Genomic DNA, 24,191 nt, shown 5'->3' on the forward strand with positions numbered 1-24,191 from the left:
CTGACGACGCCTACACGACACGCCGACACAAGTGGTGACCATGACCCCGAAGATCCTCGTCGTCGACGACGACGCCGCACTGGCAGAGATGCTCACCATCGTCCTGCGGGGCGAGGGGTTCGAGACCGAGATCGTCGGCGACGGAGTTCAGGCCATCGAGACGTTCCGCGCGGTGCAGCCCGACCTGGTTCTGCTGGACCTCATGCTGCCGGGCAAGAGCGGGATCGACGTGTGCCGCGAGATCCGCGCCGAGTCCCGGGTGCCGATCGTCATGCTCACGGCCAAGACGGACACCGTCGACGTGGTGCTCGGCCTGGAGTCCGGCGCGGACGACTACATCATGAAGCCCTTCAAGCCGAAGGAGCTGGTGGCCCGCATCCGGGCCCGCCTGCGTCGCGGCGAGGACGAGCCCAGCGAGGTCCTGCACATCGGCGACGTGACGATCGACGTCCCCGCGCACACGGTCACCCGCGAGGGCACGCCGATCCCGCTCACCCCGCTCGAGTTCGACCTCCTGGTGGAACTGGCCCGCAAGCCCCGCCAGGTGTTCACGCGTGAGGTCCTGCTCGAACACGTGTGGGGCTACCGCCACTCGGCCGACACCCGGCTGGTCAACGTCCACGTCCAGCGCCTGCGGGCGAAGATCGAGAAGGACCCCGAGAACCCGGAGGTCGTCCTCACCGTGCGCGGCGTCGGCTACAAGGCCGGTCCGGTCTCGTGACCACCGCTCGTCCCGACGACGCGGTGGCGTCCACCGGGGACGAGCCCGACACCCGGGACGTGACCGACTCGTCACCGACCTTCCGGGAGCGACTGTCCGAACTCGACCCGGCCGCCATCGGCGGTCGGATCGCGCGGCTGTGGCGGCGGTCGCTGCAGCTGCGGGTCGTCACCTCCACGCTGGCGCTGTCGATGGGCGTGATCCTCACGATCGCGTTCATGTTGCAGAGCCAGATGGCCGCCCAGCTGCTGTCGACCAAACTCGATGCGGCCATCGAGCAGGCCAGCAGGCTCCGCCTCACGGTGCAGGCGCAGATCGCCGCCACCGACGAGGGCACGAGCGAGCAGTCCCGGATCGACCAGGCGCGGAGCGCCATCAGCGACCGCGGGCTCGCCTCCGACGGGGACTCCGTCCACGCCGGCACCTTCGACCCGATCCTCGTGGTGCCGGACCAGACCGGCCGCGGCCAGGTGGTCAGCCCCTCCGGGGCGCAGGTGCCACCGGAGCTGCAGTCCCTGGTCCAGCGGGGCAGGATCGCCTCCCAGTACGTCACCGTCGACTTCCGTGGCGAGCAGGTCAAGGCGCTCATGCTCGGCACGCCGACGGACTCCTCCATCCCCGGACTCGAGCTGTACCTCGTCTACCCGCTCACCGCGGAGGAACAGACCCTCGGGATCATGCGGGGGATCGTCGCCACGGCGGGCCTGGCGATCATCGTCCTGTCCGCGGCGATCGCGTGGATAGTGGCCCGGCAGGTCGTCCTGCCCGTGCGGCAGGCGGCCTCCATCGCCCAGCGCTTCGCCAACGGCCACCTCAAGGAACGGATGGTCATCCGCGGCGAGGACGACGTCGCGCGCCTGGCCATGGCGTTCAACGACATGGCGCAGAGCCTGTCGGACCAGATCACCCAGCTCGAGGAGTTCGGTGACCTGCAGAAGCGGTTCACCTCAGATGTCTCCCACGAGCTACGCACCCCGCTGACCACCGTCCGGATGGCGGCGGACATCATCTCCGACTCCGCCGCCGACCTGGACGCCCCCGCCAAACGCGCGGTGGAGCTGCTCGAATCCGAACTCGACCGGTTCGAGAGCCTGCTCACCGACCTGCTCGAGGTCTCCCGCCACGACGCCGGCATGGCCGAGCTCGCGACGGCCGAGATGGACGTGCGTACCTCCGTCGCGGACTCGGTCGGCACCGTGGCCCACATCGCCGAGGCCGCCGGGGTGGAGGTCGAGGTCGACATGCCCGACGAGCCGGTCATGGCCGAGGTCGACTCGCGGCGCGTCGAGCGGATCCTGCGCAACCTCGTGGCGAACGCGCTCGACCACAGTGAGTCCAAGCCGGTGAAGGTCACCCTGCGGTGTTCGGACGCCGCCCTCGCCGTCTCGGTCCGCGACCACGGGGTGGGGCTCAAACCCGGGGAGGAGACCCGGGTGTTCAACCGCTTCTGGCGCGCCGACCCCTCACGGGTGCGACGTTCCGGCGGCACCGGGCTCGGCCTGGCGATCGCCCTCGAGGACGCCAAGCTCCACGGGGGCCGGCTGGACTGCTGGGGCAGCCCGGGGGAGGGGTCCTGCTTCCGTTTGACCATCCCGCGGCGCCGCGGCGGCACCCTCACCTCCAGCCCGCTGCCCCTCACCCCCGAGGACGAGGCCAGGCTCGTGCGTACCGGCTCGCCGACCTCCCTCGAGCGGGTCCCCGGGGCAGGGGAGAGCCGGCCATGACCCGGCCCCGGCCCCGGTCCCTGCTCGTGTCGGTGGCGCTGGCCTGCGCGACCGGGCTCGCGGCGGCCGGGTGCGCCACGCTGCCCTCGTCGTCGTCCCCCCAGGTCATCGACACCTTCTCGCCGGAGGGCAGCGAACTGTCGGTCCCCACACCGGTACCGGACCAGGAACCGGACCTCCTGGTCCGCGACTTCCTCAAGGCCGCGGCGATCGCCGATCAGCGGCACGCCGCCGCCCGTCAGTTCCTCACCCCGGACGCCGCCGAGAACTGGGACGACCTCGCGGAGACCATCATCGTGCTGCGCGCCGACCTCAGCGCCGAGGGCGGCCGGTCGGCCGACCGCGCCGAGTACACGCTGCGTGCGGAGAAGGTCGGCACCCTCGACCCCGGCGGCATCTTCCGCGAGGACGTCGGCCAACTCGAGGTCACCATCGGCCTGACCCGCACCGACGGCCAGTGGCGCATCGACGAACTGCCGCCCGGGGTGGTGATCGAGAAGGCCGAGTTCTTGTCGACCTACGCGCAACGGGACCTGTTCTTCCTCTCCGGATCCGGTGACGCGCTCGTCCCGGACCCGCGCTGGACGGCCGCCGACCGCACCGATCTCGAGTACTCGCTCGTCAATCTGCTCGCCACCGGCCCCCGGCCCGGACTCACCGACGCGGTCCTGTCCCGCGTACCCGCCTCCGTCTCCGTCCGCCCCGACGAGGACGAGGACGGCGCCGACGCCGCGGGCACCACCATCGACTTCGCCGGATTGCCGGTCCTCAGCAGCCAGGCCACCACCCAGTTCGCCGCGCAGGTCGTGTGGACCCTCGCCCGCGCCGACGTCCCCGGCCCCTACCGCCTCGAGCGGGACGGCGCCCCCCTCGACGAGCGATACGCGACCGGGTGGACCACCGAGGACGTCCGTGACTTCGACCCCTACCCGCCGGCGGAGCCCATGCGATACGCGCTCACCGCCGCGGACGGGTTGGTGCGGCTCGAGGCCGGCGGCGCACGACCGGCCTCGGGGCCCTGGTCGGAGGTGCGCGGCGGCACCAACGCGGTGATCTCCCACGACGGACGCAACCTCGCCGTGGTGACCGGGGAGGGGGAGATCGGACCGCGCCGTGTCCTGGTGGGGCCGATCGACGGCGCGCCCGCCGAGGCCCTCACCGCCGGGACGGTGGCCGGCCCGACGTTCCACCCGGTGACCGGGCGGGCCTGGGTGCTGGTCGACGACGCGCGACTGCTCCGTATCGGGATGGGCGAGAACGCCCCCGCCGTCCAGGAGATGGACGCCGGGCCGCTGCTCGCCCTCGGGGCGAGGGTGACCGGCCTGCGTATCGACCAGTCCGGAACCCAACTGGCCGTGGTCGTCGACGGCAAGGTGTTCATCGGCGCGTTGTCCGCCGAGACCGGACAACCGCTGCCGGGCACGTTCCGCCAGGTCGGCCGCGCACTCGGGGAGACCGTCACCGCCGTGGCGTGGCGGGACCGGTCCACGATCGTCGTGGGTCGCGACACCACCGAGGCCCCCGTCGCGACCGTCTCCGTGGACGGGGCGATCGCCGAGCCGTTGTCCCAGCGAAACATCTCGGGACCGGTGACCGCGGTCGCGGCGGCCGGGCGCGAGATCTACGTGGTGGACCGGCGGTCCCTGCTGCGACTCGACACCGGTGCCGACACCGGTGACAGGTACTGGCGGGAGATCGCCGGACTGGCCGCCATCCGCGCGGACCCGGTGGTGGCGGGCTGAGCCGGTGACCGCCGGGGACGAGGGTGCGCCGGCCCGGTGGCGCGGCGGGGAGACCTGGACCGCGGCTCTCGCCGACCTGGTCGTACCCGTGGAATGCGCCGGATGCGGCCGCCCCCGTCACCGGTGGTGCCCGGACTGCGCCGCCACACTCGCGGGCGCCCCGCTGGGAGTGCGGACCCGCGCCGACCTGCGGGTGCCGGTCTGGGCGCTGTCCCGGCACGCCGGCCCGGCCGCCCGGGCGGTGTCCGCCTACAAGGACCGCGGGCGGGCCGACCTGGCACGGCCCCTCGGAGCGGCACTGGCCGCGGCCGTCGACGTGCTCCGGGCAGACGGGGAGATCGCGGAGGCGGGCGACCGCCCCACCGTGCTGGTGCCCGCCCCCGCGTCGGCGCGGGCCCGGCGGCGGCGGGGGTTCGACCACGTCCGCGGCGTCGTGGACGTCCTCGCCGCCGAGCTCGCCGGCTCGGTGCCGGGCGGGCCGGTGGTGGTGGCCCCGCTCCTCGAGGTCCGGGGACGGGTGCGGGACGCGGCCGGGCTCGGCGCGCAGGCCCGCGCGAACAATCTCTCGGGGCGGATCCGCCGCCGCCCGGTGGGCGCAGGGTTGCGGGCGACCCCGGGGGCGCCGGCGACCGTGCCCGCCCTGTTGGGGACACCGTCGACCGTGCTCCTCGTCGACGACGTGGTCACCACGGGCGCCACCGCCGCGCAGTGCGTCGCGGTCCTGGACGCGGGCGGGTTGCGCGTCACGGGTGTGCTCGCCGTGACCGCCGCCTGACGGCGGACGACTCCCCGCGGGGGAGGGGTCGACGCGACCTTCGCGGTCCGCGGGTCCGCGCCCACGCGAGGGGGTAGGGTGGGTTTTGGACGCGTTCACCAGCACGTTCGCCGCCTGGCGGCTCCGGTGGACAGCGTCTGCAGAGTATCCACTCAGCCATGTGGGTGGCCCCTTCGGCCGGGATTCCGGGCGGTTACCGGATCGGCCGCAGCGGCCCGCCGCAGGCCCGATGAGGAGGAGCTTCGATGGCGAAGACCCCCGCAGTCCTGCTTGATCCCGCCACCTTCGACGGTCCGTCGACAGACGACCCCGGTACGCCGGAGGCCCCGGTCACCATCCGTGGCCGCAATGTCGAGGTCCCCGAACACTTCGCGAGCCGCATCAACGCCAAGCTCGCGAAGATCGAGAAGATCTCGCCGGCCATCCAACGGTTCGACGTGATCCTGCTGCACGAGAACAACCCGCGGCTGTCCAAGGTGAGCCAGCGCATCGAGATCACCCTCAAGGGCAAGCCCGGCGTCGCTCGCGCGGAGGCGGCCGAGGACACCTTCTACGCGGCCCTCGAGTCGGCGGTCGCCAAGCTCGAGCGTCAGATGCGCAAGGCCCGCACGCGGCGCAAGATCAGCCACTCCGGCCACCGGCGCCCCCAGTCCGTCGCCGAGGCGACCGCCGAGCTGACGGCCGACGCCGCCCCGGCCGAGATGCTGGACGGGGTCGACGGCGCCGAGTACAACGACGGGGTCGACGAGCAGATGCCGGGACAGATCGTGCGGAAGAAGGAGCACGACGGCGCCCCGATGTCGGTCGACGAGGCACTCGAGAAGATGGAGCTGGTGGGCCACGACTTCTATCTCTTCCGGGATACCGAGACCGGACGCGCCACCGTCGTCTACCGCCGGCACGCGTTCGACTACGGGCTCATCACCCTGAGCGACGAGGGCTGACGGCCCCGTCCCGTAACCCCCGAGGGCGGTCCGGTCCCCCCTGACCGGACCGCCCTCGGCGTGTCACGACGGCCCACAGCACCTAGGATGAGGACGGGCCCGCGTGTCGCCACGCAGGTCGCCGTATCCACGACCACTTCCCCGACCACGAGGACGTTCGAGACTGTGTCGATTCTTTCCAAGCTGCTCCGTGCCGGCGAGGGGCGAAAGCTCAAGAAGTACACCGCTCTCGCCGACTACGTGGACACACTCGCCGACGAGACGGAGAAGCTGAGCGACGACGAACTGCGGGCAAAGACCGACGAGTTCAGGCGTCGCGTCGCCGACGGGGAGACGTTGGACGAGCTCCTCCCGGAGGCCTTCGCGGTGGCCCGCGAGGCGGCCCATCGGGTCCTCGGTCAGAAGCCCTACAAGGTGCAGATCATCGGCGCCATCGTGCTGCACACCGGCTCGGTCGCCGAGATGAAGACCGGTGAGGGCAAGACCCTGACCTGTGTTTTGCCGGCCTACCTCAACGCCCTCGCCGGGAACGGCGTGCACGTGGTCACCGTCAACGACTACCTGGCCAAGCGCGACGCGGAATGGATGGGTCGTGTCCACCGCTTCCTCGGCCTGTCGGTGGGAGCGATCCTCGGCGGGATGACCCCGGCGCAGCGCCGCGAGGCCTATCACGCCGACATCACCTACGGGACCAACAACGAGTTCGGCTTCGACTACTTGCGCGACAACATGGCGCACGACACCGCCGATCTGGTCCAGCGCGGCCACAACTACGCGATCGTGGACGAGGTCGACTCGATCCTCATCGACGAGGCGCGGACCCCGCTCATCATCTCGGGACCCGCCGACGGTTCCAGCAAGTGGTACGGCGAGTTCGCACGCATCGCGCCGTTGCTGGAGGAGGGGACCCACTACGAGGTCGACCGCAAGAAGCGGACCATCGGCGTGACCGAGCAGGGCGTGGAGTTCGTCGAGGACCAGCTGGGGATCGACAACCTCTACGAGGCCGCGAACTCGCCCCTGGTGAGCTACCTGAACAACTCCATCAAGGCCAAGGAGCTGTTCACCAAGGACAAGGACTACATCGTCCGCGACGGTGACGTGATCATCGTCGACGAGTTCACCGGCCGCGTCCTCGACGGGCGTCGCTACAACGAGGGCATGCACCAGGCGATCGAGGCCAAGGAGCGGGTCGAGATCAAGGCCGAGAACCAGACGCTGGCCACCATCACCCTGCAGAACTACTTCCGGCTGTACGACAAGCTGGCGGGCATGACGGGCACGGCCGAGACCGAGGCCGCCGAGCTCTACTCGATCTACAAGCTCGAGGTCATGCCCATCCCGACCAACCGGCCGATGGCCCGCGAGGACCAGGCGGACCTCATCTACAAGACGGAGGAGGCGAAGTTCGCCGCCGTCGTGGAGGACATCGCCGAGCGGGTCGAGAAGAAGCAGCCGGTGCTCGTGGGCACCGCCTCGGTCGAGCGCAGTGAGCACCTGTCCAAGCTGCTCACGCGCAAGGGCATCAAGCACCACGTCCTCAACGCCAAGTTCCACGCCTCGGAGGCGCAGATCATCGCGCAGGCCGGACGGCCCGGTGCGGTCACGGTCGCCACGAACATGGCCGGCCGCGGCACCGACATCGTCCTCGGCGGCAACGCCGACATCATCGCCGACCTCAACCTGCGCGAGCGCGGTCTCGACCCGGTCACCACCCCGGAGGAGTACGAGCAGGCCTGGGACACCGAGATCGAGCGGATGCGCACGCTCACCAAGGAGGAGGCGGAGCGGGTCCGCCAAGCCGGTGGCCTGTACGTGCTCGGCACCGAGCGGCACGACTCGCGGCGCATCGACAACCAGCTGCGCGGGCGCTCGGGACGTCAGGGCGACCCGGGCGAGTCACGCTTCTACCTCTCGCTGGGTGACGAGCTCATGAGGCGCTTCAACGGTGCTGCCGTCGAGGCGATCATGAATCGTCTGAGCCTGCCCGACGACGTGCCGATCGAGGCCGGCATGGTCTCGCGGGCCGTGAAGAACGCGCAGACGCAGGTCGAGTCGCAGAACTTCGAGATCCGCAAGGACGTCCTCAAGTACGACGAGGTCATGAACCAGCAACGCACGGTGATCTACCGTGAGCGCAAGCGGATCCTCGAGGGCGAGGACATCACCGACCAGGTCGAGTCGATGATCTACCAGGTCGTCAGCGCCTACGTCGACGGTGCCACCGCCGAGGGGTACGTCGAGGACTGGGACCTGGACAAGCTGTGGGACGCGCTCCACCAGCTCTACCCGGTGACGATCGCGGCGCAGGACATCATCGACGGCGACGAATACGGGTCGTCCGGCGACCTGTCCGCCAAGAACCTCAAGGACGCCGTCCTCGACGACGTCTTCGCCCGCTACGACGAGCGTGAGGCAGAGATCGAGGGCATCGGCGGGGAGGGTGCCATGCGTCAGCTCGAGCGGTCGGTCATGCTGCAGGTCCTCGACCGGAAGTGGCGCGAGCACCTCTACGAGATGGACTACCTCAAGGAGGGCATCGGCCTCCGCGCGATGGCCCAGCGTGACCCGCTCGTCGAGTACCAGCGCGAGGGCTACGACATGTTCTCGGTGATGATGGACGGCGTCCGTGAGGAGACGGTGGCGTTCCTGTTCAACGTCAAGGTCGAGGCCAACCAGCAGCAGAAGGCGATGGCCGGTCCGTCAGCGTCGCAGGCGGCGGCACTCGCCGGCGCCAACCCGATCCTCCGGGCCGCCGGTACCGGCCGGGATGTGAGTGCGGACCAGATGCAGTTCTCCGGCCCGTCGGAGAGTGGCGACCCGGAGCTGGTCGACGAGGGTGCCTCCGCGAACCGGGCGGAGCGGCGGTCTCAGGAGCGGCAGCAGCGCGCAGAGCGCCGCGAGAGGGCGGCCAAGGCCGCCACGAGGGGCCGCCGGGACTGACCCGGCACCCCCGTGTGGCCCGCGGGATGGTTCAGACCAACCTGAGGGCCACGCAGCCGGCACCGGTGGGGGTGACCCGAATGCGGGCCGCGACGGCGAACAGTCGCGGCCCGCGGGCGTACGTGGCGCAGACCTCGTAGTCCACCGCCTCCGCGTCCGGCGCTCGTCCGGGGTCGGCCGTGCGGCCTTCCGACCTGCCGGGCTCCGACCTGCCGGGCTCCGACCTGCCGGGCTCCGCCCGACCGGGGTCGGCGGCGTGGATGTGCAGCCGGTGAACCCTGGCTGGTCCCAGGTGCTGTCCGGGCACACCGTCACGCGCGAGCGCGCGCAGCATCTCTGCGAGATGGGGCGGGAACGCGCCCCTGGTGTGGTGCGGGGCCCGCCTGCGATCCACGACTTCCAGGGCCATGACGACCAGGGCGTGTGCGGCCCGCCGCGCGGGGACCGGGACGCCGCGTTCCGGAGCCGGCACCGGCCTGGCGGGCGGGGTGACGACGCACTCCCGATCCGTCGTCCCCGCGGCCCCCGGCACTCCCGGCGCGGGTTCGGTGGAGGGTAGGGGCCGGACGCGGCCGGCCTCCCGATCGGTTTCGGCCGACCGGTGAGGCCGCACCGTCGTGGGTGGCGAAACGGGCGTCGGTGCCATCTGGGGTCTGCTCCCTCCCGCGCCGGACCCGGGGTGGTCTGGCGTGCTCTACCCCTCATGACGCGCCGGAACGGGCGCCCGGTTCCACCTCGCCTACTGCACCGTGCCCGGGTGTTGCCTAGGCTGTCCCCATGCGTGGACTGATAGTCGACTACTTCGGGGTGCTGGACGGCACGGAGGAGGACCGTGAGAACTGGCGGTCGATCCTGACCGGTGCGAGGGCGAATGACGTCCGTCTCGCCGTGCTGAGCAATGAACCCGAGGGGCCGGGGGCGGACCGTGTCCGGGAGGACGCCCGCGATCTCGGGATCGAGCACGTGGTGCTCAGCGGTGTGACCGGGGTGGAGAAGCCCGAGCCCGAGGCGTTCCTGGAGGCGGCGCGCCGGCTCGAACTCGAGCCGCGGGAGTGCGTGATGGTCGACGACGCCATCGAGAACGTCCTCGGCGCCGTGCGGACCGGCATGATCGGCGTGTTCTACCAGGTGTTCGACCGTGCGGCCGTGGAGATCCGCGGGCTCCTCGGGTTGGACGAGGTGGTCTGACACCGTGGCGACCAGGTTGGCCACCGCGGACGCGGATCTGCTCGTCGGTGACGCCGCGCGTTCCCGGAGCAGGCACTCGTGCTCGTTGGCGCTGGTCGCCAGGGACGAACCGTGGGACATCGACCGCGTCATGGAGTTCGTCGACGCCCGCCTGGCCGACGCGCCCCGGTACCGTCAACGGATCCGGCATATCCCCTTCTCCCTGGCCAGGGCCGTGTGGGTGGACGACCCGGACTTCGACCTCAGTTTCCACGTCCGGCGGTCGGCGCTCCCCGCTCCCGGTGGGATGCGCCAGCTGGCCGACCTCGTGGCGCGGCTCGTCGACAGGCCACTGGAGGCGGATCGCCCGCTGTGGGAGCTGTACCTCATCGAGGGGCTTCCGGATGGACGGTTGGCGATCCTCACCAAGACGCACCATGCGCTGCTGGGCGGTCCCCACGCCGTGGATCTCGCCCAGGTGCTCGTGACGGACGAGCGGGCCTCCGCGGATGTCGACGAGGTCGCCACGTGGACCCCGGTGCCGGCGCCCGGGGACGGGGTCCTCGTCCTGGACGCGCTCATGACCATCGCGACCGACCCCCTGGAGCTGGTGCGCCGCTCGGCCCGCCTGGCTCACGCGCTGGAGCGGGCCACCCGCGGACTGGTCGGCGCGGCGAATCTGTCGGTGCTCCGTCCCGCAGGCGGTCTGGCGGAGATGTTCCGCACCACCCGTCCCCGCGGGAGCCGGGTGGGGTTGGCGTCCTTCCCTCTCGCGCAGGCGCGGGAGATCGCGCGCGAGCACTCCTGCAAGGTGAATGACGTCGTGCTCGCCGTGCTCTGCGGGGCACTGCGGTCCTGGATCCTGTCGTGCGGCCACCCCCTGTCCACCTCGGACACGCTCAGGGCGATCGTGCCGATGGCGGTGACCTCGGAGGCCGACGGGTCGGAGAACCAGAGCGAGGCCACCTCGGCGGAGATCGCCTCGGCGCTCATCGGCATGCCGGTCGGGGAGCCCAATCCCCGTATGCGTCTGGCGCAGATCGCCCGCGAGACGGCCACCCAGCGTCATCCGCGTGAGGCCGTGGGGGCCAAGTCCCTGGCGCGGCTGTCCGGGTTCGCTCCGCCCACCCTGCACGCGCTGGCCTCCCGGGCGGCGATCATGTTGCCGTCGGAGAGCTACGACCTGGTCGTCACGAACGCGCCCGGTCCCCAGCGCAAGGTGTTCTGGGGCGATGGCGAACTCGTCGAGGTCTACCCCGTCCCGGCCCTGCTCGAGGGGCAGGCGTTGGCCGTGTCGATGAGCAGCTATGCCGGGGCCGTGTACTGCGGGTTCACCTCGGATCGCCAGGCCGTCCCGGACGTGGAGGAGATCGGAGAGCTCATCTCGTCCGCGTTGGACGAGCTCACCGGCACCGCCGGTTGAGCGGCACCGCCTGCTGACCATCACCCGCCCGAGGAGAGTCCATCATGCGTTTGTTCGTCCCCGCCACCATGGCGATGCTCGAGACCCTGCTCGAGGCAGGGGAGATGCCCGTGCGGAGCGGCACCGCGTTCGCGGCGACCCCCGCGCTCATCGAGTCCTACGCCGAGGGCGACATGGAGGAGATCGAACACGTGGCGTTCCTCGAGGCCGCGCGGGCGTCGCTCCGGCTGCTCGGCGGTGAACTCGACTCCGGCGCCGCGCACGAGGCCCACCCGTACCGGCGGGTCGTGGTGAGCGCGGACGTCCCCGACGGGCGGGTGCAGCCGCGGCCGGACCTGGACACCGCCGTGGTGCGGCTGGACGGTGCCACGGTGGGGACCGCGGAGATCGCCGCCGTCCACGTTGATCTGGCCGGGGCCGTGGACCTGGTGAAGGACGCGGTCGAGGTGGTGGACCGTGCGGATCTGGGGGACGAGGACGCCGAGCTCACCGTCGGTGACGCCCTCGACGTGGACCTGGCGTGGTACGACGCGGTGGAACTGCCGTTCCTGCTCACGCTGCTCTAGGGGTGCGGGCGCACCCGGGCCGGACACCGCCCGGATGCCGGGACTGCCCCGATCGCCTGCGGACCCGGGTCGACGGCGTGGAGAATCGGCCCGGGGGATCCCGCCGGACGGGAACCTACGCTACCGTAGGTTCATAGTCCGGAAGCGGCGGTCCGACCCCCGGGCCGCGGGGATCCGTTTTCAAGGAGGCACCAGTGTCCGAGTCGAGAAGTGGGCTCAATCGCGTCCTGCGTGCGGCGGCCGCGCGGGTTCCGGAGCCGCGGGGGGCGCGTACGTTCCTCAACCGCCTCACCCACCCGCTGCGGATGGACGACTACTCGTCGCTCATCTACCCGCTGTGGTCGTCCCGCGAGCTGCGCGGCGAGATCGTCTCCGTGCGCCGTGAGGCTGACGACGCGGTGACCCTCGTGATCAAGCCGGGCTGGGGCGCCACGCCCGAGTACCGCCCCGGTCAGTACCTGGGGATCGGCGTCCTGCTCAACGGCCGGTGGACCTGGCGCTCGTACTCGTTGACGTCGGCGCCCACGACGGGGCGTGGCGAGTACTCGGTGACGGTCAAGGCCCTGCCGGAGGGGCTGCTGAGCAACCATATCGTCGGAACGGTCGAGCCGGGGATGATCGTCCGGCTGCAGGCGCCGGCCGGTGATTTCCACCTTCCCTCGCCCACGCCCGAGAAGCTGATGTTCGTCACCGCCGGCTCGGGCATCACCCCGGTGATGGGCATGCTGCGGTCGCTGGACCGCCGCTCGGCCGACGAGGGGTTCCCCGACGTGGTGCACGTCCACTCGATCCGCGACCGTGATGACGCACTGTTCCACGACGAGCTCCTCGCGCTGGAGCGCACCCAGCCGGGTTACACGCTGCACCTGCGGGTGACCAGCGAGGACGGCCGCATCGACTCCGAGCAGATGTCGGCGCTCGTGCCGGACTGGTCGGAGCGTCCCACCTGGGCGTGCGGGCCCTCGGCGATGCTCGACGAGCTGACCGAGCACTTCGAGGCAACGGGACGGGACGACCTCCACATGGAGCGTTTCACCGTGGACCGCAACGCGGGCGCGTCGGGCGGGACCGTCAAGTACGGCTCGACCGACAAGACGGTGGAGCTCGACGGGGCCACCACGATCCTCGAGGGCGGGGAGAGCGTGGGCGTGCAGATGCCGTTCGGCTGCCGGATGGGTATCTGCCAGACGTGCGTCGTGGGCCTGGAGGAGGGCCACGTCCGCGACCTGCGCAACGGCACCGACCACGGTCCGGGGGAGCGGATCCAGACCTGCGTCTCGGTGGCGCTGGGGGACGTCGAGATCAAGATCTGATCGGCCACCCGGCTGGCGCCCCCGTGAGGCCCGGGCGCCGGCCGGGCCACACCCGGCCGCCGGGCCACGCCCCGCCGCAGTCCACCGGATCAGTCCTGGTCGAACCCCAGCGCCCACGGGTCGTTGGACTGTAGCGCCCCGAGGAGTTCCCGCACCGCGAGCGCCCGCCGGTGCACGGCGGGGTCGGTGACGGCGTCGAAGGCACACTCGGGGTCCGCGGGCGGACCCTGGTGGGTGCATCCGCGCGGGCACGCGCCGGCGATCTCGTCGAGGTCGGAGAACGCGGCCACCACGTCGTCGGGGGAGACGTGCGCCAGCCCGAAACTGCGGATGCCGGGGGTGTCCACCACCCAGCCGCCGGTCGCCAGTTCGACTGCGACGGACTGGGTGGAGGTGTGTCGGCCCTTGCCGACGCCGGAGACCACGCCCGTCGCCCTGTAGGCATCGGGGACCAGGCGGTTGACCAACGTCGACTTGCCGACGCCCGAGTGTCCGATCATCGCGGAGATCCGGCCGTCGATCAGGTCGTGGAGATCGTCCAGCTCGTCGTCGACCCCCACCCGCAGGACCGGCACGTCGAGTTCGGCGAACTCGGCGGCGAACACCGACGGGTCGTCCAGGTCGCCCTTGGTCAGGCACAGGACCGGGTCCAGCCCCCCGGTGTAGGCGGCGACGAGGGCGCGGGCGACGAACCCGGCGCGCGGCGGGGGGTCGGCGACGGCCACGACGATGAGCAGGAGCTCGGCGTTGGCCACCACGACCCGCTCGTACGGGTCGGAGTCGTCGGCGGTCCGGCGCAGCACCGTCGAGCGTTCCTCCACGCGGACGATCCGGGCGAGGGTGTCGCGCGCGCCGGTGAGGTCGCCGACGACGCCCACGCGGTCACCCACAACGACGGGGGTCCGGCCGAGCTCGCGGGCCCGCATGGCGACGACGCGGGTCCCGGCGGTGTGGTCGGGGCCGTCGTCGAGCAGGACGCAGCCCCAGCGCCCGCGGTCCACGGCGACGATCATCGCGGCGGCGGCGTCGTCATGGCTGGGCCGACGTTTGGTCCTCGGGCGTGAGCCCTTCCCGGGCCGGACCCGGACGTCGGACTCGTCCCACCCCCGTGCGCTGCCCGCACCCCGTCCGCTTGGCATGGCCGCCCGTCAGCCCTGTCCGGCGAGCATGTCGGCCCACATCGCGGTGAAGCCGGGCATGGTCTTGGAGGTGGACTCGACGTCGTCGACCCCGACGCCCGGGGCCACGAGGCCGATGATGGCGCCGGCGGTGGCCATGCGGTGGTCGGCGTAGGCGCGCCACGGCGCGCCGTGCAGCGGGGCCGGGGTGATCTCGAGGCCGTCGTCGAGCTCGGTGACGCCGCAGCCCACGGCGCCGAGTTCCGCGGCGAGCGCGGCGAGGCGGTCGGTCTCGTGTCCGCGCAGGTGTGCGATGCCGGTGAGCCGGGAGGGGCCGTCGGCCAGCGCGCACAGTGCGGCGACGGTGGGGGTGAGCTCGCCGATGGCGGACAGGTCCAGGTCCACGGGGGACAGGCGTGAGGGGCCGACGACGACGAGGGTGCCGTGGCCCGCACCGTCGGCGTCCTCGAGGGTGACCGACGCACCCATGTCCCGCAGGATGCCGCGGATGGCGTCCCCGGGCTGGGTCGTGGTGACCGGCCAGTGGGGGATACGGACGGTGCCGCCGGTGACCGCGGCGGCGGCGAGGAACGGGGTGGCGTTGGACAGGTCCGGTTCGACGACCCTGTCGACGGCCGCGATCGCACCCGGCGCGACCCGCCACGAGGACGGGGTCGGCTGGTCGACGGCGACGCCGGACTCGCGGAGCATCTCCAGGGTCATCTCGATGTGCGGCCCGGAGGGGACCGGCGAGGCGCCGACGTGGACCAACTCCGCGCCCTCGTCGAACCGCGCGGCGGAGAGCAGCAGGCCGGAGACGAACTGGGACGAGGCGGAGGCGTCCATCTCGACGCGTCCACCCCGCAGCGAGCCGGTGCCGTCGACGGTGAACGGCAGGCTGCCCCCGATGATGGCGGCGCCCAGGGATCGCAGGGCGTCGAGCACGGTGGCCTGCGGGCGGACACGGGCCGCGGGGTCGCCGTCGAAGGTGGACCGGCCGGTCGCCAGGGCGGCGACCGACGGGACGAAGCGCATCACCGTGCCGGCCAGTCCACACTCGACGTCGGCGCCCCGCAGCTCACCGGGGGTGATGACGAGGTCGGTGTCACCCGGGCCGAGCGGTCCGGACGGTCCCTCGATGCGTGTCCCCAGCGCCTGCAGCGCGCCGATCATGAGATCGGTGTCCCGACTGCGCAGCGTGCCGACCAGGCGGGAGGGGCCGTCGGCCAGCGCCGCGAGCACCAGGGCACGGTTGGTCAGTGACTTGGACCCGGGGATGGTGACGTCCGCGTCGACGGGGCCGGCGGCGACGGGCGCGTTCCAATGACTCACCTGGTCATTGTCGCCCATCGCGGCGGCATCCGCCGGACCCGGGTGCGAGGATGTCGGCATGTGTGGACGGTTCTCCCTCTCCTCGGACCCGGCGCTGCTCGCGGTGGAGCTGGACGCGGTCGACGAGGCGACGTCCCCGCCTCCCGGCCTGTTCCCCGCCAGCGCGCCCCGGGCCCCGCGGTTCAACATCGCGCCCACCACCACGATCCCGGTTCTGGCTCTGGACGTCCCGCGGTCCGAGAGGCTCGTCGAGCCGGCCGGAACGGCGGCGACGGCGGGTCAGGGCGCGACCCCGGGCCCGGGCGCGGCGGCGGGCACGGCGACGCCCCGGCGGGTGCTCCGGGCGATGCGGTGGGGGCTCGTTCCCTCGTGGGCGGGGGACTCACAGCGGCTGCCGAACCTGTTCAACGCCCGGGTGGAGACCGCGTACTCCAAGCCGTCGTTCCGGTCCGCGGTCGCCCGCCGGCACTGCGTGATCCCCATGGACGGCTGGTACGAGTGGGTCGCGGGCGAGCCCGCGACCCCCGGCGGAAAGGCGGGGCCCAAGCAGCCGTACTTCATGAGCCTGCCGGGGGACCGCGGCCTGCTCATGGCCGGGTTGTGGGAGGCCCGACGAGACCCGGTGGACGAGACGGTCACCCAACTGTCGTGCACGATCCTCACCACGGAGGCGCTCGGGTCGCTGCGCCGGGTGCACGACCGGATGCCGCTGGTGGTCCGCCCCGAGGTGCTCGGGGACTGGCTCGATACCGCCGTCATGCGTGACCCGCGTGCCCTGGTGGACGGCGCGGGCGGTGACCTGGGCGAGTGGGCCGAGTCGGTGGAGATCAGGCCGGTGTCGCGGGCGGTGTCCGCTGTCCGCAACGACGGTCCGGAGCTGGCGCGGCCGGTCGACCCCGCCGAGGGGATGCTCTTCTAGGCGGTCGTGACCGGGCGGCCGTGTCCGGGCGGCCGTGTCCGGGCGGTCGTGACCGGGCGGTCAGCCGGCCGTGATCGGGGCGGTCACCGCCCGGGTGATCGCCACCAGATCCACGGGGGCGAGCTCGATCTCCCACCCGCGTCTGCCGGCGCTGCACAGGATCGTGGGGTGGGCCAGGGCGGAGGCGTCCACCACCGTCGCCAGGGGGCGCCGCTGGCCGACGGGCGACACGCCCCCGACGACGTACCCGGTGCTCTTCTCCGCCACGTCGATCGGCGCCAGGGTGGCTTTGCCGCACCCCAGGGCGGCGGCCGCGGCCTTGAGGTCCAGCGAGGAGGTCACGGGCAGGACCGCCACCGCGAGCGGGACCCGTGACCCCTCGGGAGGTCTGCCGGTGGCCAGGACCAGTGTCTTGAACACCCTGTCCGCGGCCACCCCCAGTCGGTCGCCCATCACGCGGGCCGCCTCGTCGCCGTAGGCCGCGTCACCGGTCACCTCGTAGGTGTGCACGGTGTGGTCGATGTCGGCGTCGCGCAGCGCGACGATCGCCGGGGTCGCCGCGGCGCCGCCTCGTCCCTTTCTGCTGCCCACGGGACGGGAGCCTAGCGGGTGACGGGGTCCGGAATACCGCGACGGCCCACCGCGTTGATTCCCAGCAGGTACCCGGGGTAGGTCCCGGGTCGGAAGGGAGGGTGCGATGCGGACCGCGGTCCTCGACGCCCCGGGCGTGCGGTTAGACTCCGGGACACCGACAGGTGAGGAGTTCCGGTTGCCGACCGAGTTGCAGCCCGACGAGGCCGACCAGCGCGCAGAGAAGTTCGAGGAGCTGGCGATGCCTCTCCTCGACCAGCTCTACGGCGCGGCCTTGCGGATGACCCGGAATCCCGCCGATGCGGAGGACCTGGTGCAGGAGGCCTACGCCAAGGCCTTCGCGGGATTCCACTCGTTCAAGCCGGGGACCAACTTCCGCGCGTGGATGCATCGCATCCTCACCAACGCGTACATCAACCACTACCGCAAGCGTCAGCGCCAGCCCGCGCAGTACCCGACCGATGAGATCACGGACTGGCAGTTGGCCGCCGCGGCCGAGCACACCTCGACGGGCCTCCGCTCGGCGGAGGTCGAGGCGATGGAACTGCTGCCGGACGACGAGATCCGGGCGGCCCTCGCCGAGCTGCCGGAGGAGTTCCGGATGGCGGTGTACTACGCCGACGTCCAGGACCTGCCGTACAAGGAGATCGCGGAGATCATGGACACCCCGCTGGGGACCGTGATGTCGCGTCTACACCGCGGTCGCAAGCAGCTGCGCGAGCTGCTGCGCGACGTGGCCACCGAGCGGGGTTTCGGCCGCGACCGCGAGGAGGGGGCGAAGTGATGAGGGAGCACGACCCACGACTCGACGAGATCGACTGTCGGGCGGCGAAGCGCGACCTGTCCCTGCTGGTGGACCTCGAGTGCGACGACGCCTGCCGCTCTCGACTCGAACATCATCTCGCGGGGTGTCCGGACTGCCGGGAGTTGTTCCTCTCGGAGCGCCGCCTCAAGGCGAAGCTCTCCAGTTCGTGCTGCGAGAAGGCTCCGACCGGGCTGCGGGAACGCCTGATGGTGGAGATCCGACGCACGACGGTGACCACGACGGATGCGGACGGCACCACCGTGGTTCACAGACACACCACCGTCGAGAGACGCGACTTCGGCTGATCCGCGGTCGCGGTGACGGACGACGAGGGGGCGGGCACCGGTCAGGTGCCCGCCCCCTCGTCGTCCACGGCGTCCGTACTCAGCTGTTCGGACGCTTACCGTGGTTGGCGTTCTTCTTACGGCGATCCCGCCTCTTGCGGCCACGCTTGCTCATGGTCGCCTCCTTTCGTCGGTGTACAAGTCTTCCATGCGCGGGCCCGTGTGGTTGCATTGGAGGTGTCCGGGGGCCGTTGTCGAGGAAGCAGAGGAATAATCCATATGACTGAACAGGTCCGTGCCGAGATGGTCGCGAACGTCTTGGAGGTCGTCGCGGCGGTCGGCACCGAGGTCGCCGAGGGCGACACGATCGTTCTCCTGGAGTCGATGAAGATGGAGATCCCGGTGCTGTGTGAGGGCTCGGGAACCGTGACGGAGGTCGCGGTGAAGCCCGGCGACGTCATCCAGGCGGGCGATCTCATCGCCGTCATCGACTGACCGATCGGCCGCCACAACGGCGGGAGGCCGGTTCCCACCCTGATCGGGTCGGGAACCGGCCTCTCGTACGCTGGCCGTCCTGGGGTCGGGCGACGTACGCGTCAGACGGTCGGGGTCAGACCGTGGTCCGGGTGCGGGCGCGGCGACGCTTGAGGGCGCGACGCTCGTCCTCGCTCATGCCGCCCCACACGCCGGCGTCCTGGCCGGACTCGAGGGCCCAGGTCAGGCACTCGGCGGTGACGGGGCAGCGGTTGCAGACGATCTTCGCCTCGGCGATCTGCGCGAGGGCGGGGCCGGAATTGCCGACGGGGAAGAACAGCTCGGGATCCTCGTCGCGGCAGATGGCCTTGTGGCGCCAGTCCATGGGAACTCCTTCGTCGTGAGACCGAGGTCGGGTGCGCCGGGCAGCACGAACACGCGCCGTTCAGGCGTGGACCTGTACGATCGACGTGAGTGCTCGGTGACACCCGACGGGGTGGTGGGGGTTGTACCCGCTCCGCGGGCTCACTCCTGCTGGAGTGGCTCCCGGTTAAGGCAAGGCAAACACGGTGTGTCTGCGCTGTTACAACTGATCGTCCCACGATTCCCTGACAAGTCAACCCTCTTGGACCTCGCTGTGGTAAACGTCACGCGCTTTGTCAAATCGGCGCGAAAGCGCACACCAGAGGCTGTTATCGCCTAGGCGGAGCGCGCCCCACCAGGGGTGTGGGGCCCGGTGGATCCGGTGCCACATAGTCTTGAGAGGTGAACGTGAGACGACAGGACGAGCCCCGTGTTCCGGCAGACCCGCGGATCGCGATCCCCGGCCCGGTCCGCCTCGCCGGCTGGATCGCCTCTGCTCAGGGGCTCATCGGCGTGGGCATCGCGGTGGTCCTGTTGGTCCGTGCGATCGGCGGCCACCGCGAGGAGACCGTGGTCATCAGCGGGTACGGGACCGCCGTGTGGTTCGCGATCCTCGGGGGCGGGTTGTTGGCCGCCGGGCTGGGACTGCTGCGCGGTCGGCGGTGGGGCCGCGGTCTGGTGGTGATCGCCGAGCTGCTGCTGCTCTTCGTCGCGTGGTACGTGGGGGTGGGGTCGCACCAGTACCTGGCCGGGATCGCCCTGGCGGTGGTGTGTGCCTCCGCCCTGGTGGCGTTGTTCCGGCGCGACGCCGTCGAGTGGTACGCCGCCTGACCGACTGGTACGCCGCCCGGCCAGCCGTCCGCGGCCCGGTCAGGCCAGCAGCTTGTAGGCGTGGATCGAGCCGCCGCGGCGTTCGTAGAGGATGTCGCCGATCTGCGCCAGCCCGGTGACGCCGTCGCCCTCCGCGGAGGTGGCACCCAGCCGGAGCGTCTCGACGCCCGAGTCGTGATCCAGGAGACCGAAACCGCCGGCGACGGGGAGCAGTACCCAATCCCGCGCGGTGGTGACGTCGGGGTCGGGTGACCACCCGCCGGTCAGGCCCGGGCCGGTGGCCCCGCCGGCCGTCCAGGTGTGCTGGCCGGTATCGGTCCGGAAGGCGTGGGTGGCGCCGCCGTCGAACCACCGTGCCTGGGTGTCATCGCCGGAGAGTGTGGTGGCGCCCGGTTTCGCCGCGGGCTCAGAGTCCAGTCGCAGGACGGGGGAGTACTGGCGCGGGGAGGTGAACCATTCGACGGCCCAGGCGCCGTCGCGGTCGGTCAGTGCGAGGACGCCCTCGTCGGTGACGTCGATGATCCACAGGCCCCGGGCGCCGGTGGTCTCCGAGGCGATCTCCTCGGGCTTGCGGCTGTCCTCGGGGACGGTCTCGGCGAGCGTGAGCCGTGTGGAGTCGTCGCCGGGGCAGCGTTCGGCGACGGCGAACCGGTCGTCGGTGAGGTCGGCCGTTCCGAGGGTGCAGCCGGTACGTGGTTGCATGTCGGCTTCCTGGGGCGCCTCGACGGCGCCGTACTCGACGGTGCGGACGAGGTCGTCGCGCCAGATCTCGAGCCGCTCGGGGCTCGAGGCCAGCGCGTGCCGCCAGGTCGAGGTCAGTTCCATCGCGTCGGGGAAGGCGCTCTGCCGGGTGCTCGTGTACTGCTGCGTCGTCGGATCGAGGGCGGTGACGTCACTGCACCCGGCGGCCCCGTCGAACGCCGCGGCGAGGATGTCGGCATAGAACGTGGCCGCGCAGGGACGTCCGGCGTGCGAGTAGGTCCACCGCGGCTCGCCCGAGCCCGCGTCGCGGCCCACGAGGGTCCCGTCGTCGTCGAGAGTGACGAGGTTGCCCTTCGTGGTCAGTGGGGCGCCCGCGCCCCCCGATGCGTGGGACCACAGGGGCTGGAGGGAGGTGGGGCGCTCGACCGCGGGCCCGTAGACGGGCTGCTCGTCGTCGGCGGCGCCGAAGTCCGATCGGTTCGCGCTCCCCGACAGCAGGACGGCGGCGGCCACCACCGCCATGACGACGACGATGACGGCCGCGGTCGCCAGATCGCGGCGTGTCCCCCGTTCGGAGGGCACACCGGGGAACCGTCGGCCCGGGCCGCCGGTGGCGTGTCTGTCTGCGCGCACGTGCCGTGTGTGGGGAGGTGGTGGCCCGGTCAGTCCTGACCGGCCTGGTCGGGCGACGACGACGAGGGGCGCCGACGGCGACGGCGGCGCCGCGGGGGTGCGTCCCCGGCGGTCGCCGAACCGTCTCCGCTGTCGGTCCCGGGAGCGGGGTCACCGGACGTGGCGGGCATCGAGGCCCCGTCAGCGCCCGAGGCCCCGGTCCGGGTACGCCGCCGACGGGGTCCCGATCCGGTCCCGGACTCCCGGGCGGGCCCGCGGGAGTCGCGGTCGGCCGGGCGTCGGCCGGAGCCGGTCCCGGTGGGGGCGCCGACGCGTCCGCCGGCGCTCTCCGGGATCCCGAGATCGGACCGTAGGTGCGGGGACGTCGAGTAGGTCTCGGCGGGCTCGCCGGACCCGAGTCCGAGGGCCTTGTCGATCAGGCCCCACCGGGGCAGGTCGTCCCAGTCCACGAGGGTGACGGCGACACCCGTGCGTCCGGCGCGGCCCGTGCGGCCGATCCGGTGCACGTAGGTCTTCTCGTCCTCCGGGCACTGGTAGTTGATGACGTGGGTGACATCGTCGACGTCGATCCCGCGGGCCGCGACATCGGTGGCGACGAGGACGTCGACGTCACCGGAGCGGAACGCCTTGAGGGACTTCTCACGCGCTCCCTGGCCGAGGTCGCCGTGGATGGCGCCCACCCGGAAGCCACGCTCCGCGAGATCGTCGGCCAACTTCTGGGCGGTGCGCTTGGTGCGGCAGAAGATCATGGTGGCGCCACGGCCCTCGGCCTGGAGGATCCGGGAGACCACCTCGGGCTTGTCGAGCGAATGGGCCCGGTAGACGTACTGGGTGGTGTTCTCGTGCGTGGCGCCGGAGTCGGCGGCCTCGGCGCGGATGTGGGTGGGTTTGGTGAGGAAGGTGCGGGCCAGGGTGATGATCGGGCCGGGCATGGTGGCCGAGAACAGCATGGTCTGGCGCTTCTCCGGGACCATGCGCAGCAGCTTCTCGATGTCGGGCAGGAAGCCCAGGTCGAGCATCTCGTCGGCCTCGTCGAGGACGAGGGCCTCGACCTTGCCCAGCACGAGCTTCGACTGGTTCGCGAGGTCGAGCAGGCGGCCGGGGGTGCCGACGACCACGTCGACGCCCTTCTCCAGGGCCTCGGTCTGCTGCTCGTACGGCGTTCCGCCGTAGATCGCGAGGACCTTGAGCGGGCGGGTGCCGGACCCGGAGGCCGCCGGCGCGGTGAGGCCGGTCGCGGCGATCTTGAGGTCCTGGGTGACCTGGACGCACAGCTCGCGGGTGGGGACGATGATGAGCGCCCGCGGGGTGCCGTCGAGCGTCCTCGTCGCCTCGCCGGTGGCGATGCGGTGGAGGAGCGGGACGCCGAACCCGTAGGTCTTGCCCATGCCGGTCCGGGCCTGACCGATGAGGTCGGATCCGGCCAGTGCCAGCGGGAGGGTGAGTTCCTGGATGGCGAACGTGTGGGTGATCCCGCGCTCAGCGAGCGCGGTGACGATCTCCGGGCGGACGCCGAGCTCGGCGAAGCTGGGGGAGGAGTCGGAGGACGGGGCGTCGACGACGGCGGTCGTCGTGGCCATGCCGTCGACTTCTTCGGTGGTGACATCTGTGGTGGACAGGGCGGTGCCTTTCTCGTCTCGCGCGCGGATGGTTCGGGCCGCACAAGGTCCGGCCTCGCGAGCGGGGCGCGCGCACATTTCCACGGGACCTGTCACGCCCGGCGCCGGAGCGATCCGGACCCGGGGAGTGATCCACGTGCACACATCCTATCCCGTGCCGCCGCCTTTCGAGCGCGTCGGGCTAGCCTGGACCGCACGCACCGCCGATGACGGCGTGACATGCGCCTACGACGAGAAGGGCAGGCACCGTGGAGGTCAAGATCGGCATCGCCGACAGCAACCGTGAGCTCGTGTTCAAGACCGGGATGACGCCGGAGGACGTGTACAAGCGCGTCGAGGCGGCCCTGACCGCGGAGGCCAAGGCGGTACTCGAGCTCGAGGACGAGAAGGGGCGCCGTTACCTCGTGTCCACCGATCGGGTGGCGTACGTCGAGATCGGCGAGACCGCGCGCCGCGCGGTCGGGTTCCTCTCCTGAGGGAGTGAACCCCGGGCCGGGGGCCGCCCCCGCGGCCCCGACCCCCGGGGGTCAGGCCTGGTTGTCCGGGTCGGTCCGGTCCCCTCCGTGACGCGGGATCTTGGACAGGCCGCCCCAGCACAGCGTGACCGTCGTCGAGACGGCGTCCGCGCGGGGGATCGGTCGGCCGGCGTCGAGCCAGTGCCCGGCGCTGACCCGGCTGGCCCCGACCAGCCCGACGGCCAGCAGTCGCGAGCGGTGGGCGTCGAGCCCGGAGTCCCCGCGGACGAGGTCGTGGACCGCGTCGATGCACCCGTCGGTGGCCCTGTCGAGTTCCCGCCGGACGTCCTCGTCACCGGACTCGGAGTAGAAGACCAACCGGAACCCGCGGGTGTCGGCGTCGGCGTACGCGAAGAACGTGTCGACGGCCGCCTCGACCCGGCGCCGGTTGTCGGAGGTCGAGTCCAGCGCGGCACGGATGCGCCCGAGCAGTTCGTCGACGTGGTGGCGCAGCACCTCGATGTACAGGTCACGTTTGGAATCGAAGTGCTGGTAGAGCACCGGCTTGGAGACGCCGGCCAGGACGGCGATGTCATCCATCCCGGAGGCGTGGAAGCCCTGGTCGACGAACACGGTCCCGGCGGCGTCGATCAGCTGGCTGCGCCGGGCCCCGCGGGGGAGCCGGGCCGCTCGGGTGCGGCCCGGTGCGGCCGGGAAGGGTCCGTCCGGGCTCGTCATCTGCTGGCT

At 71.7% G+C, this 24,191-nt stretch carries 25 protein-coding genes; 16 read left to right on the forward strand and 9 right to left on the reverse strand.

Annotated features, from left to right (window positions below; translation table 11 throughout):
• The first annotated feature begins 40 nt into the window (after positions 1-40).
• The 6 genes from mtrA to secA all read left to right on the forward strand — a co-directional run bounded on the left by mtrA (position 41) and on the right by secA (position 8,849).
• Positions 41-721, forward strand: coding sequence for an MtrAB system response regulator MtrA (gene mtrA / locus VZF99_RS04175; protein ID WP_067712438.1), 681 nt, complete (start codon positions 41-43; stop codon positions 719-721).
• Positions 718-2,445, forward strand: coding sequence for an MtrAB system histidine kinase MtrB (mtrB, locus tag VZF99_RS04180; protein WP_185951383.1), 1,728 nt, complete (start codon positions 718-720; stop codon positions 2,443-2,445). Before mtrA ends, mtrB begins: the two co-directional genes overlap by 4 nt.
• On the forward strand, positions 2,442-4,187 hold the full coding sequence (locus VZF99_RS04185) for an LpqB family beta-propeller domain-containing protein (protein ID WP_253003320.1): 1,746 nt from the start codon (positions 2,442-2,444) through the stop codon (positions 4,185-4,187). The genes mtrB and VZF99_RS04185 overlap by 4 nt, the downstream gene beginning before the upstream one ends.
• A 4-nt stretch (positions 4,188-4,191) precedes the next feature.
• A complete protein-coding gene (locus tag VZF99_RS04190) occupies positions 4,192-4,962 on the forward strand; it encodes a ComF family protein (protein ID WP_407335764.1) in 771 nt (256 codons plus the stop codon).
• 245 nt (positions 4,963-5,207) lie between these two features.
• Positions 5,208-5,906, forward strand: coding sequence for a ribosome hibernation-promoting factor, HPF/YfiA family (gene hpf / locus VZF99_RS04195; RefSeq protein WP_067712290.1), 699 nt, complete (start codon positions 5,208-5,210; stop codon positions 5,904-5,906).
• A 165-nt stretch (positions 5,907-6,071) separates the two neighbouring features.
• Entirely contained in the window at positions 6,072-8,849 is a 2,778-nt protein-coding gene (secA, locus tag VZF99_RS04200) for a preprotein translocase subunit SecA (RefSeq protein WP_067712293.1), read from the forward strand.
• A gap of 31 nt (positions 8,850-8,880) precedes the next feature.
• On the opposite strand, the gene VZF99_RS04205 is transcribed toward secA, so the two are convergent.
• Entirely contained in the window at positions 8,881-9,258 is a 378-nt protein-coding gene (locus VZF99_RS04205; RefSeq protein WP_407335765.1) for a hypothetical protein, read from the reverse strand.
• Positions 9,259-9,626: 368 nt separating this feature from the next.
• Between VZF99_RS04205 and VZF99_RS04210 the strand changes: the two genes are divergently transcribed.
• The 4 genes from VZF99_RS04210 to VZF99_RS04225 all read left to right on the forward strand — a co-directional run bounded on the left by VZF99_RS04210 (position 9,627) and on the right by VZF99_RS04225 (position 13,318).
• Positions 9,627-10,037, forward strand: a complete 411-nt coding sequence (locus VZF99_RS04210; RefSeq protein WP_067712297.1) for an HAD family hydrolase — start codon at positions 9,627-9,629, stop codon at positions 10,035-10,037.
• A gap of 4 nt (positions 10,038-10,041) precedes the next feature.
• A complete protein-coding gene (locus VZF99_RS04215) occupies positions 10,042-11,439 on the forward strand; it encodes a wax ester/triacylglycerol synthase family O-acyltransferase (RefSeq protein ID WP_119191969.1) in 1,398 nt (465 codons plus the stop codon).
• A gap of 44 nt (positions 11,440-11,483) precedes the next feature.
• A complete protein-coding gene (locus VZF99_RS04220) occupies positions 11,484-12,005 on the forward strand; it encodes a DUF6912 family protein (RefSeq protein ID WP_067712302.1) in 522 nt (173 codons plus the stop codon).
• A 194-nt stretch (positions 12,006-12,199) separates the two neighbouring features.
• Positions 12,200-13,318 (forward strand): ferredoxin reductase, encoded by a 1,119-nt coding sequence (locus VZF99_RS04225; protein ID WP_067712304.1) that lies wholly within the window; start codon positions 12,200-12,202, stop codon positions 13,316-13,318.
• Positions 13,319-13,407: 89 nt separating this feature from the next.
• On the opposite strand, the gene rsgA is transcribed toward VZF99_RS04225, so the two are convergent.
• Both rsgA and aroA read right to left on the reverse strand, forming a co-directional pair.
• Positions 13,408-14,457, reverse strand: coding sequence for a ribosome small subunit-dependent GTPase A (gene rsgA, locus VZF99_RS04230; RefSeq protein WP_253003322.1), 1,050 nt, complete (start codon positions 14,455-14,457; stop codon positions 13,408-13,410).
• 9 nt (positions 14,458-14,466) lie between these two features.
• Positions 14,467-15,786 (reverse strand): 3-phosphoshikimate 1-carboxyvinyltransferase, encoded by a 1,320-nt coding sequence (gene aroA / locus VZF99_RS04235; RefSeq protein ID WP_407336077.1) that lies wholly within the window; start codon positions 15,784-15,786, stop codon positions 14,467-14,469.
• A 40-nt stretch (positions 15,787-15,826) separates the two neighbouring features.
• On the opposite strand from aroA, the gene VZF99_RS04240 reads away from it, so the two are divergent.
• Complete coding sequence (locus tag VZF99_RS04240; RefSeq protein ID WP_407335766.1) at positions 15,827-16,687, forward strand: SOS response-associated peptidase; 861 nt, start codon at positions 15,827-15,829, stop codon at positions 16,685-16,687.
• Positions 16,688-16,747: 60 nt separating this feature from the next.
• Here VZF99_RS04240 and VZF99_RS04245 read toward each other — a convergent pair whose 3' ends face one another.
• Positions 16,748-17,278 carry a YbaK/EbsC family protein gene (locus VZF99_RS04245; protein ID WP_185951387.1) on the reverse strand — a complete coding sequence of 177 codons (531 nt, stop codon included), beginning with the start codon at positions 17,276-17,278 and terminating at the stop codon, positions 16,748-16,750.
• Between the two features lie 106 nt (positions 17,279-17,384).
• Between VZF99_RS04245 and VZF99_RS04250 the strand changes: the two genes are divergently transcribed.
• Together VZF99_RS04250 and VZF99_RS04255 are read left to right on the forward strand one after the other, a co-directional pair.
• Positions 17,385-18,062, forward strand: coding sequence for a sigma-70 family RNA polymerase sigma factor (locus VZF99_RS04250; protein ID WP_067712319.1), 678 nt, complete (start codon positions 17,385-17,387; stop codon positions 18,060-18,062).
• Positions 18,062-18,388 carry a zf-HC2 domain-containing protein gene (locus VZF99_RS04255; RefSeq protein ID WP_407335767.1) on the forward strand — a complete coding sequence of 109 codons (327 nt, stop codon included), beginning with the start codon at positions 18,062-18,064 and terminating at the stop codon, positions 18,386-18,388. Before VZF99_RS04250 ends, VZF99_RS04255 begins: the two co-directional genes overlap by 1 nt.
• A 79-nt stretch (positions 18,389-18,467) precedes the next feature.
• Here VZF99_RS04255 and VZF99_RS04260 read toward each other — a convergent pair whose 3' ends face one another.
• A complete protein-coding gene (locus tag VZF99_RS04260) occupies positions 18,468-18,542 on the reverse strand; it encodes a 50S ribosomal protein bL37 (RefSeq protein WP_370452405.1) in 75 nt (24 codons plus the stop codon).
• A 104-nt stretch (positions 18,543-18,646) separates the two neighbouring features.
• Here VZF99_RS04260 and VZF99_RS04265 point away from each other — a divergent pair, with 104 nt between their 5' ends.
• Positions 18,647-18,862 carry a biotin/lipoyl-binding carrier protein gene (locus tag VZF99_RS04265; protein ID WP_067712324.1) on the forward strand — a complete coding sequence of 72 codons (216 nt, stop codon included), beginning with the start codon at positions 18,647-18,649 and terminating at the stop codon, positions 18,860-18,862.
• Positions 18,863-18,977: 115 nt separating this feature from the next.
• On the opposite strand, the gene VZF99_RS04270 is transcribed toward VZF99_RS04265, so the two are convergent.
• Positions 18,978-19,226 (reverse strand): WhiB family transcriptional regulator, encoded by a 249-nt coding sequence (locus tag VZF99_RS04270; RefSeq protein ID WP_067712327.1) that lies wholly within the window; start codon positions 19,224-19,226, stop codon positions 18,978-18,980.
• Positions 19,227-19,606: 380 nt separating this feature from the next.
• Here VZF99_RS04270 and VZF99_RS04275 point away from each other — a divergent pair, with 380 nt between their 5' ends.
• Positions 19,607-20,035, forward strand: coding sequence for a hypothetical protein (locus VZF99_RS04275; RefSeq protein ID WP_096905877.1), 429 nt, complete (start codon positions 19,607-19,609; stop codon positions 20,033-20,035).
• A gap of 39 nt (positions 20,036-20,074) precedes the next feature.
• Here VZF99_RS04275 and VZF99_RS04280 read toward each other — a convergent pair whose 3' ends face one another.
• Positions 20,075-21,370 carry a hypothetical protein gene (locus tag VZF99_RS04280; protein WP_407335768.1) on the reverse strand — a complete coding sequence of 432 codons (1,296 nt, stop codon included), beginning with the start codon at positions 21,368-21,370 and terminating at the stop codon, positions 20,075-20,077.
• 29 nt (positions 21,371-21,399) lie between these two features.
• Positions 21,400-23,019: a DEAD/DEAH box helicase gene (locus VZF99_RS04285; protein ID WP_407336078.1), complete on the reverse strand. Its 1,620-nt coding sequence runs from the start codon at positions 23,017-23,019 to the stop codon at positions 21,400-21,402.
• 218 nt (positions 23,020-23,237) lie between these two features.
• Between VZF99_RS04285 and VZF99_RS04290 the strand changes: the two genes are divergently transcribed.
• Positions 23,238-23,465 carry a DUF3107 domain-containing protein gene (locus VZF99_RS04290; RefSeq protein ID WP_067712332.1) on the forward strand — a complete coding sequence of 76 codons (228 nt, stop codon included), beginning with the start codon at positions 23,238-23,240 and terminating at the stop codon, positions 23,463-23,465.
• A gap of 51 nt (positions 23,466-23,516) precedes the next feature.
• Here VZF99_RS04290 and VZF99_RS04295 read toward each other — a convergent pair whose 3' ends face one another.
• The gene (locus VZF99_RS04295) at positions 23,517-24,182 is read right to left on the reverse strand and encodes a TetR/AcrR family transcriptional regulator (protein WP_119191975.1); all 666 of its coding nucleotides are present in this window, start codon (positions 24,180-24,182) and stop codon (positions 23,517-23,519) included.
• Between the last annotated feature and the right edge of the window lie 9 nt (positions 24,183-24,191).

Origin of the sequence: Dietzia kunjamensis (assembly GCF_045689975.1) — a bacterium.
Taxonomy (GTDB): domain Bacteria; phylum Actinomycetota; class Actinomycetes; order Mycobacteriales; family Mycobacteriaceae; genus Dietzia; species Dietzia kunjamensis.

Coding starts and splice junctions, on each gene's coding strand:
- VZF99_RS04185 (WP_253003320.1), top strand. CDS start 2,442: ATGACCCGGCCCCGGCCCCGGTCCCTGCTCGTGTCGGTGGCGCTGGCC.
- VZF99_RS04210 (WP_067712297.1), top strand. CDS start 9,627: ATGCGTGGACTGATAGTCGACTACTTCGGGGTGCTGGACGGCACGGAG.
- mtrA (WP_067712438.1), top strand. CDS start 41: ATGACCCCGAAGATCCTCGTCGTCGACGACGACGCCGCACTGGCAGAG.
- VZF99_RS04265 (WP_067712324.1), top strand. CDS start 18,647: ATGACTGAACAGGTCCGTGCCGAGATGGTCGCGAACGTCTTGGAGGTC.
- hpf (WP_067712290.1), top strand. CDS start 5,208: ATGGCGAAGACCCCCGCAGTCCTGCTTGATCCCGCCACCTTCGACGGT.
- VZF99_RS04240 (WP_407335766.1), top strand. CDS start 15,827: ATGTGTGGACGGTTCTCCCTCTCCTCGGACCCGGCGCTGCTCGCGGTG.
- rsgA (WP_253003322.1), bottom strand. CDS start 14,457: ATGCCAAGCGGACGGGGTGCGGGCAGCGCACGGGGGTGGGACGAGTCC.
- aroA (WP_407336077.1), bottom strand. CDS start 15,786: ATGGGCGACAATGACCAGGTGAGTCATTGGAACGCGCCCGTCGCCGCC.
- VZF99_RS04255 (WP_407335767.1), top strand. CDS start 18,062: ATGAGGGAGCACGACCCACGACTCGACGAGATCGACTGTCGGGCGGCG.
- VZF99_RS04270 (WP_067712327.1), bottom strand. CDS start 19,226: ATGGACTGGCGCCACAAGGCCATCTGCCGCGACGAGGATCCCGAGCTG.
- VZF99_RS04250 (WP_067712319.1), top strand. CDS start 17,385: ATGCGGACCGCGGTCCTCGACGCCCCGGGCGTGCGGTTAGACTCCGGG.
- VZF99_RS04295 (WP_119191975.1), bottom strand. CDS start 24,182: ATGACGAGCCCGGACGGACCCTTCCCGGCCGCACCGGGCCGCACCCGA.
- VZF99_RS04205 (WP_407335765.1), bottom strand. CDS start 9,258: ATGGCCCTGGAAGTCGTGGATCGCAGGCGGGCCCCGCACCACACCAGG.
- VZF99_RS04220 (WP_067712302.1), top strand. CDS start 11,484: ATGCGTTTGTTCGTCCCCGCCACCATGGCGATGCTCGAGACCCTGCTC.